Annotated in this window: 9 protein-coding genes; 3 read left to right on the top strand and 6 right to left on the bottom strand. The window is 57.4% G+C overall.

What is annotated here, in order from left to right; all coding sequences use genetic code 11:
- Window positions 1–214: 214 nt before the first annotated feature.
- Complete coding sequence (locus FJ145_05835; protein MBM4260950.1) at window positions 215–904, bottom strand: hypothetical protein; 690 nt, start codon at window positions 902–904, stop codon at window positions 215–217.
- A 113-nt stretch (window positions 905–1,017) separates the two neighbouring features.
- Window positions 1,018–1,227: a heavy-metal-associated domain-containing protein gene (locus tag FJ145_05830; protein ID MBM4260949.1), complete on the bottom strand. Its 210-nt coding sequence runs from the start codon at window positions 1,225–1,227 to the stop codon at window positions 1,018–1,020.
- Between the two features lie 176 nt (window positions 1,228–1,403).
- On the opposite strand from FJ145_05830, the gene FJ145_05825 reads away from it, so the two are divergent.
- The 3 genes from FJ145_05825 to FJ145_05815 all read left to right on the top strand — a co-directional run bounded on the left by FJ145_05825 (window position 1,404) and on the right by FJ145_05815 (window position 3,405).
- A complete protein-coding gene (locus FJ145_05825) occupies window positions 1,404–1,769 on the top strand; it encodes a hypothetical protein (GenBank protein MBM4260948.1) in 366 nt (121 codons plus the stop codon).
- A gap of 148 nt (window positions 1,770–1,917) precedes the next feature.
- On the top strand, window positions 1,918–2,709 hold the full coding sequence (locus FJ145_05820; GenBank protein ID MBM4260947.1) for a glycoside hydrolase family 19 protein: 792 nt from the start codon (window positions 1,918–1,920) through the stop codon (window positions 2,707–2,709).
- Entirely contained in the window at window positions 2,710–3,405 is a 696-nt protein-coding gene (locus FJ145_05815) for a hypothetical protein (protein ID MBM4260946.1), read from the top strand.
- Window positions 3,406–3,431: 26 nt separating this feature from the next.
- Here the strand turns inward: FJ145_05815 and FJ145_05810 are convergent, their stop codons facing one another.
- The 4 genes from FJ145_05810 to FJ145_05795 all read right to left on the bottom strand — a co-directional run bounded on the left by FJ145_05810 (window position 3,432) and on the right by FJ145_05795 (window position 8,075).
- Window positions 3,432–3,854: a hypothetical protein gene (locus FJ145_05810; GenBank protein MBM4260945.1), complete on the bottom strand. Its 423-nt coding sequence runs from the start codon at window positions 3,852–3,854 to the stop codon at window positions 3,432–3,434.
- Entirely contained in the window at window positions 3,851–5,518 is a 1,668-nt protein-coding gene (locus FJ145_05805) for a GH3 auxin-responsive promoter family protein (GenBank protein MBM4260944.1), read from the bottom strand. The genes FJ145_05810 and FJ145_05805 overlap by 4 nt, the downstream gene beginning before the upstream one ends.
- A 4-nt stretch (window positions 5,519–5,522) precedes the next feature.
- Window positions 5,523–7,403, bottom strand: coding sequence for a hypothetical protein (locus FJ145_05800; GenBank protein ID MBM4260943.1), 1,881 nt, complete (start codon window positions 7,401–7,403; stop codon window positions 5,523–5,525).
- A 201-nt stretch (window positions 7,404–7,604) separates the two neighbouring features.
- Window positions 7,605–8,075 (bottom strand): hypothetical protein, encoded by a 471-nt coding sequence (locus tag FJ145_05795; protein MBM4260942.1) that lies wholly within the window; start codon window positions 8,073–8,075, stop codon window positions 7,605–7,607.
- Window positions 8,076–8,102 lie beyond the last annotated feature (27 nt).

Genomic DNA, 8,102 nt, shown 5'->3' with positions numbered 1-8,102 from the left:
GCAAACTTTTGTCTTTCCTCTACGGATGGAATTCAAAGTTGGAGTTAAAGCTAGTCCAGAAAAAGTAAGACTTCTTATTTTGAATCAAACATGGTCTGGGGATGCAGCATTTTTCTTGCGAGGCAGTTCTGATGAACCAAACGAATACAACATTGTTGTCAAGGACTACGCAGATGTTGGAGAACTAGATGCGGGCACCTATGATGACATCTTGTTAAAAACATGCCCACATCTCAATCCCAGCAACTTTCTTGGACTGACAGTGGACAAAGACTTTCAATGGATACCCGGAACGCCCATTACATTTCCACGCATTCGCTTCGGCCTGTGGAAACGTGCGCGCGGCTTCCCGGCCGACTTCTAACGCCATCGTCAATCCCTCTTCCAACGACATGGCGGCGGATTCCGCGCCCCATTGATTTCTTTTGGTGCAGCCGCCTACTTCGATGCCGCCGTCGGCGAGGTAGCGCACGAGTGCATCGTTGACCGCGTCGGCCCAGCGGCTGCCGACGGCGAGTTTTTTCAAACCCAAATGGTTCATTGCAGCGATTAGCGCTTCCAACGGCGCGTCGCAGGGAATGCCGGTTTTCTCGCGCGTCTGCCGCAGCATGTCCAGCACGCGTGGGCGTCCGAGCGCCGCTGAAACCGGCGCGCCGCCGAAAATAATTAGTTGGACTTTTTCTTTTACTAACGCGTCAACGCAATTCCAATAATTGCCGAGTGCCTTTTCGACTGCGGCAAGCGTATAATTTTCGATGCCGAGCACGGCGGTGAATTCCATGACATTGAGCGGCACGAGACGATAAAACTGATAGCCGGTGCCGCGGTTGCGCCCCTCGTGCGAGCGCGGTTGGATCATGCCGTAGCGAAAGCGCGGCAGGAAACTTCTTACTGCTTCGTCCATGGCTGCCTCCGTGCCTGAAAGTTACGTCGGAGTCCTTCGACAAGCTCAGGACGAACGGAGACAAATTCCGGTCATGCTAAGCCCGTCGAAGCATGTTCCTCATCTACATAATCTCAAAGAACCTTGAATCCAGCTTGCAACACCGCGCGGAGGAAATCGTCGATGTGCGATTGACTTGGGTCGAAGTCGAGCACCGCGACGCTGCGCTCGATGCTAAAGTCCACTGTGCCGACGCCGGGTACGGCCTTGAGCGCCGCCGCCAGTTTTGGCAGCGCCTCTTTGGTTAGATTTTCTATCGAAATGATGGCGGTTTTGGTGCGCATAGGTAAGTTTTGTTAGTGTGACAAAACCTGTGGCTGTACGCAATTGCAAGGGACTCTGCTATGTTCTGAAGTCCGCCCAATTCTGAAGAAACAATCGAATGCTCGGGGCCTCTTAGATAAAGCTACGGTTGGGTTTGTTGCGGGTGTTTTCTCTCGATCAGCGGAGCGACGAATCAGTGGCTAATTGGCTAAAATTGCAGGACGACAAACTGCCAACTTGGGCGCATACCACAGGGGTGCTGGTCATCGTTGCGGTTTTTGCGCTGCCGCTTCTTTGGCTTGGTGCGAAAGCAATCGTAAGCGGTCACTTGGACGCGGTCAGCGGGCCGGAGCTTGGAGGATATTTCTTTGGGCCAAAGCCACTGAACGGACGCGCTGCGGTGATGGGTGGGTTCGCGCTGGTTGTTTTAGGCGTTGCGTTTGTCTCGCTGGGGTTGGCCTATTCTCGGATGGCGGCAAATCGCATCGCGCTGCGTTGGCTGCCATGGGTCCTGCTGGCGGCGTATGTGCCGCTTTCGATCTGGGTCCGGTCGTTGGCCTAACGCGCGACCGATTCCGACGAATCCTTAGTACTGCCTGACACCTTCGGCATACCGCTCGCGGACTTCCAACGCTCAAGTCCTCTTTGCGTTCTTGCATCAAGGCTGATTCTTGAACATGGTGAAAGCACAGCAAGGAGGAGGTTTCTTCATGTGCATAGTCAAAAGCGTCGGCCAGTGGGGACGGAACGATATCACCGATGTTTTGCTGTTCCAGATCTTATTCAATCTGAACATCGGACGTTTCCCCAACCCCAAGCCCGCGAAGCTGGACACCGATGGGAAAATTGGACCTAACACGATCAATGCCATCAAGAGTTTTGAAATCAAGATCATGAACGCTGCTCGCTCGGACGGCATGATCGCTCCGGGCGATGCCATCGTCGCCGCGTTGCTGGCGGGGCTGGCCAAGGGACCGTCGAAAGAAAAGCTGTCGGTCGTGATGCCGAGCGCCTTGCCAGCCAAGCTCGATCTTTACTATGAGCCGCTGGTCAAAGCGATGAAAAAATATGCTATCAGGACGGGTCGCAGAATGGCCCATTTTATTGCGCAGATCGCCCATGAAAGCGCATCGTTTCGCTATTCTGAAGAGATCGCCGACGGTTCCGCCTATGAAGGACGGATCGATCTCGGCAACACGCAGCCTGGCGACGGCAAACGCTTCAAAGGGCGCGGCCTGATACAGTTGACCGGGCGCGCTAACTATAGATCCTACAGCGAGCACGCCGGCGTCGACTACGTCGCTAACCCGCAACTGGTCTCCACCGATCGATTGGTTGCGACTGATGTCGCCTGCTGGTTTTGGAAAAAAAACAACATCAATGCGCTGGCGGACAAGGACGATGTGAAAGCCGTCACTAGGACGATCAACGGTGGCTACAACGGTTTAGATGATCGAGTCGAGTATCTTTTTAGAGCCAAGGCTGTCCTCGGTATCAAGTAGATGGCGTTGCGAGATCGCGCAGTCCGGTTGCTGGTTTGGTTTGTATTGCTGGGCGGCTGCCGCGGCCATGAAACTACAGTTCAGGAATCCGCTCCGCCGCTACCAGCGGTGAGCAAAGGCGAAGCCTCCGGTGAGCCGGCGATCCGTGCGCGCATCCATGCCACGCTTCCGGAATTTCGCTTTAATTTGATCGGCGAGAAGTCCAGTGACGGCACAACGCTGCAGGTCAAGAAGATTGAGATTCGCCGCGCTAACCGAACTGAGCCGGTGCAAGTCATCGAAGGGCTCGATGCCAACACGCCGCTAAATCCGGGTGTTGCGCCGCTGGAGGCGCTCGATATGAACTTCGATGGCTACGAAGATATTCGCATCATCGCGTTTCAACCCGCCGGCCCCAATGTTCCTTATCGCAACTGGTTGTACGATCCGACCGCTGGACGCTTCCTCGAAAGCGCCGCTCTGAATGAAATCACCGCGCCGGAATTCGATGCTCCCCGTAAGCAGATTCGCTCCAGCTGGCGCGACGGCGCGACGCGCTATGGCACGGACATATATGTCTATGAAAACGGCAAGCCGGTGGTCGTGCGCAAAGAGACCAAGGACTACCAGGCGCCTGGCCGCTACACCTTGCGCGTGTCGCAGCGGGTTAACGGCGCTTGGAAGGTGAGCGAGCAGCGCGCGGTGCGCGAGCCTTAACAGGGTGTTGATGGCACTCTTCGCGTTCACGAGCGGCCGTAGTAGCGACCTAAAACAAAGAGAAACCCTGCCAATACGAAGTGAAACGAGATCGGAATGGCGCCGCCGAACCAGCGCATTTCAGGATACGACGCCATGGTGATCACGTATCGTGCAACCATTGATGCAGCGTACAGCGCACTAAAAGCAACTAGAAACCGCGGACCGCGGAGCGAGGGTGTGCGCGCGAAAAAGCCGTCGCCGCGCCAAACATCTCGCACGATCTTAGTCATCAATATGAGCATCACGAGCTGGATCGTGAGCAGCGTCGGGTAGGGAATCAATCCGGAAAACCACGCTGGCATCGGCGGCAGCCAGGCGACGCCGAAAAATGCCACCAGCATTTGGCCGAGGACGCGCAGCGAAAAGAGCAAGGTTAGGAGCGCGAGAATCGCGCCGTGCTTGGTCATGGCGCAGAGTGCTTGGCTTCGACCACGCTCAAGATTTCTTCGGTCGGCTCAAGCGTTGTGCTGAGCAGCTGGGCTTTGAACTGGCTGTCGCGCGCACCGCGCTGCAGGGCGGCAGCCATTTTGCGCTCAAACCATCCGGGTTTCATTACCCACAGTGTGGGTGGCTTGAGTCGCTGCGATTGGCGTTTTTGGGCATATTCCACATTTAATCTGCCGAGCTGGGCGTCGAGCTCGCCGATGAAGCCTAGCAGCGTTTGCGGATTCGCGGCTGCGTCGGTCTCCACCGCAAAGACGTAGCGCGATTGTGCGACATCGGCGCTGGCATGGAAGCGGTGCACGGAGACATGGCTCGTTTCCTGGGCCTGTTTCAGTGCCTGTATCACTTGGTTAACGTGCAGCTTTTCGCCGGTGATGTTGGTGACGTCGCGGCCCTTGCGCAAAAACTCGATGACCGGCGTCTTTTCGTAAAAGTCGGTGACGCGGACGATATCGTTGATGTCGTAGCGATACAGGCCGCTGGCGGTGGTGAGAATTAAATAATAGTCCACGCCGATTTCCAGTGCGTCGGCGGTCAGCGTCACTGGATGCGCGCTGCCCATCTCTGACTCTGGGATGAATTCGTAGAAATTGGTCGCGATCGCCAAAATGCCGGCTGAGGCGTTGTCGCTGATCGGCAGCGACATCTGTGCTTCGCTTGCCATGTAGCCAAGGTCGCGTACTGGCATGTCTGGGCCGAACCACATTTCAAATTCCTTCAGACGCACACCGACGCTGCCGCCCTTCCAGCAGCCAATGAGCCCCAGATTGGGCCAATAGGCTTTGGGCCGCAGTCCTTCCTCACCGCGCATCAGCGCTTCCAGCTCTAGGGCGCGTTGCCGGTTGGGAGAGACTCTCGACGCGATTGCGGCTCGGATATCACCGGCAATATCAAAACGCGCGGCGAGACTGCCGTCGTGAATGTCTTTGAGAATGTCCTGTTTGTAGCGATTGGCGCATTCGACTAAGCGCAGGATCGTGCTTGGATTGGGCGTGCCGAGGAACGTCACGTTTTGTTCCAGCCCAAGACGCATCGCGACATAATACTTCGCTTCGAAGTCTTTGATCTCGGCGATCTCGTAGGGCAGGGCGTGTGCCTGCTGAATCCAGCCGGGGCTCGATCGGTAAATCAAACCCGAGGCGGCGCCGTAGGGAATGCCGCCCGGTGTGCGCCCTTCCTCGGCGGCGCCGACGAGGCCGAAAACTTTGCCTGTGGCGCAGGTGGGATGGTCCGCAAAGGCGCGGCCGTACCAAAGCTGTGTAAGCGCGGCGTGGGATGCGCGCGTCGATTCGGTGACTGGAATGAGTTTCGGTTCGCCGGTGCTGCCGCTGGTCATGGTGAACATCAGCGGCGGCTCGTCGGTTAGGATGTTTTGCGCGCCGGTTTTCAGGTCATCGATGTAGGAGCGAAAACGCTCGTAATCGGCAATCCGCACCTGTTTGCGATAGTCGCGTATGCTCTTGATGCTGGCGAAGCCGTGCTCATGACCGAAAGCGGTTTGCTGATTTTGCCGTATGAGTCTGAGAAGTACATCTTCTTGCGACTGTTTGGGTGCGCCGGTCTGTTCGTGAAACAGACGCCAGGCGTTGCGGTTCGCAGCGAGGGCGGCTTGAAATGCAGGGTCCATCCGCTCAGCGCTTTAACTCGATCTTTTCGACGGCGAGCCGCTCCAGCACGTCGTCTTTGACGGTTACGCTCAAGCCGCGGCTTTTGAGCAGCGGCGCGACGCCGGCGTAGCCGAAGGCAACATCTTCGAACGTAATGTCTTCTGTGAGGAGCCAGGTGCCGAAGGAGCCTTCGGCATAGTGCAACCCTGGAACATGCGCCGCCAAGGCCCGGCCGGCCGCTGAGAGTATGCCGGTCTCGCCCACCTGGGCGCCGACTTGAATCTTGATGCTGGCTTCTTGCGCCAGTTTCGCAATCGCCAAGCTGCCAGTGATACCGCCGTTCTTCGACAGGCGAATGTTGAAATAGTCGCAGCCGCCTTGTGCGATGAGTTGCTTTGCCTGCGCCAGGGTCACCAGCGATTCGTCAGCCATGACCGCGATGCCGGTTTGCTGGCGCACTTGTTTCATGCCGGTAAGATCGTTGGCCGCAACGGGCTGCTCAATGACGGCAATTTTGAACGGCCGCAACTGCTGCAGCTGCGCCACCGCTTGCGCTGCATTCCAAACTCCGTTGGCATCGGCGCGCAGCTCGACATCGTCACCGACGATTTTCCTGACCGCCTCGAGCCGGGCCGCGTCCGCTTCCGTGCCAACTTTGACTTTGATCTGCCGGATGCCGAGCTGCACCATGCGCTTGGCCAGCGCTCCAGCTTGCTTGGGATCGTCGGCGGAAATCACGCCGCTGTAGACAACTTGGTTGCGCGCGGGTGGAAGGAAGTCTGTCAGCGCCACGCGCAGTGATTTGACGCCCCAGTCGAGCAGCGCCAGCTCGGCGGCGCAGAAGGCCGCGTTCCAGGCGATGACTTCGGCGCGTTCACTCGCCGTCCATTCTTGCTGTACGGCAGCCAGGTCGTCGAAAGTGCGCCAACCCGGCGTCCAGGGCTTGGAAAAAATCTGTGGCGCCAAGTGCTCGCGCACGCGCGCAACCATCGATTGGGTTGTTTCGCCGGTGACATAGGGCCGAGGCAGGGCTTCGCCGTAGCCGGTCTCACCGTTGGAGCCCTTGAGCTTGACGATAATCGCGTCGCTGTCGTCGCGGCTCTGGGTGGCGTGAGTGAAAGTTTGGCGGAACGGGATTTTCAATCGGTAAATCGTCAGCGCCTCGATCGCAGCGCCGCTGCGCGCCGACTGCCGAGTCTGCTCCACCGCTTGCGATTGGGCTGGGAAATAGTGCCGAGTAAAAACCTGGCTCAGGCCGTTGCGCTGAATCAGCTCAAAAGTCGCATCGCCGATTTGATGAAAGTCCAGATAATCACGGATCACCGTGAGCCCCTCTTCGGCGTGGCGGATGTCGACTTCGGAATGGAGCTCGAACCATTGCAAGGCTTCTTTGGGAATGCCGTAGGACTCGTGCAAAACTTTATGAATTTGACTCGAACAGCGCGACAGCATGAACTCAAAGGACATGGTTTCGAGCAGCACGGCCAGGCAAATCTCGCGCAGCGTCGCCAGCGGCACGCGGCTGGCGCAAAAGAGACTGACTTGCCGGCGCGCGTCGTCGATCAAGCCGGCGATCTCCGCCTGTGAAAAACCAACTCCCTCGGCGAGTTTCAGGAGCAGTGCCGAATGCGGCGGCTCGTCTTCGGAGTGGCCCATTTCTTCCAGGAGATTTTCGCGCAGCAGCGCCGCGGCCTGCGACGGCAGGGCGGCGAAGCAGAGAGCGACGATGTGCGATGAAAGATAGTGGGTGCGAAAAACATTGCGGATGAATTCGAACGCGAAATCGCGCGTGGCTGTGCCGGAGGTCAGCTCGCGGTATTCTGCCGAGTCGGCAAATTCGGCAGTCGCCCGGTCGAATATGGCACGTATTCTTGCATCGCTGATCACGCCATCCTCCGTTTGCAAGGTTAGCTAGTGTAGTGTCGCATTAATAAGCGTGTTTTTTGTTCAAATGCGCTCGTTGGTTTTTCACCACGAAGATCACAAGGGGACACGAAGTTCGGAAAGAAGTTACTATTATTTCTTCTCTTACCTTCGTGTACTTCGTGCCCTTCGTGGTGAAAATCTCCCGCCGGTCTCAAGCTAGGAATTTGCCATAAAGCACAATCAGCGCGAGACAATACACCAGCGCTTGATCTCAGGCCCGGATTTCAAATAGCCGTAGCCGGCAAGAATTTCGCGAATCTCGTCGCGGTGCGCTTGCAAGACGATGATCACAAGCACCGTCAGCCCCACGACTTCTAACCATGGGTGGCGCAGGATGGCGCCGAACACCGATATCAGAGCTACGGCCGAGAGGCCGCTCAGGTTCAAATTCTTGTTGGTCAGATGCAGGACGGCCGCGGTCAGGAGCAGCAGCACGAGGATGTTGTAGTCGAAGCCGAGCAGCGTGCCGAGTAGCGTGGCGACCGCTTTGCCGCCGCGGAAGCCAAGCTGAACGGGCCAAATATGGCCAGCCACCACCGCCACCATGCAAGCGACCACCCAGGCAGGCGGCAAGTGGCAAAGACGCGCGCTCCAGACCGCCAACGCGCCAGATAATAGCCGGTCGTAAAACAGCCCAGCGCGTAAGCAAATACGACGAGGAGAACGTCCACCACCATG

The organism is Deltaproteobacteria bacterium, from assembly GCA_016874755.1.
Taxonomy (GTDB): Bacteria; Desulfobacterota; Binatia; order UBA9968; family UBA9968; genus DP-20.
This window is presented reverse-complemented; position numbering and strand designations above follow the sequence as displayed.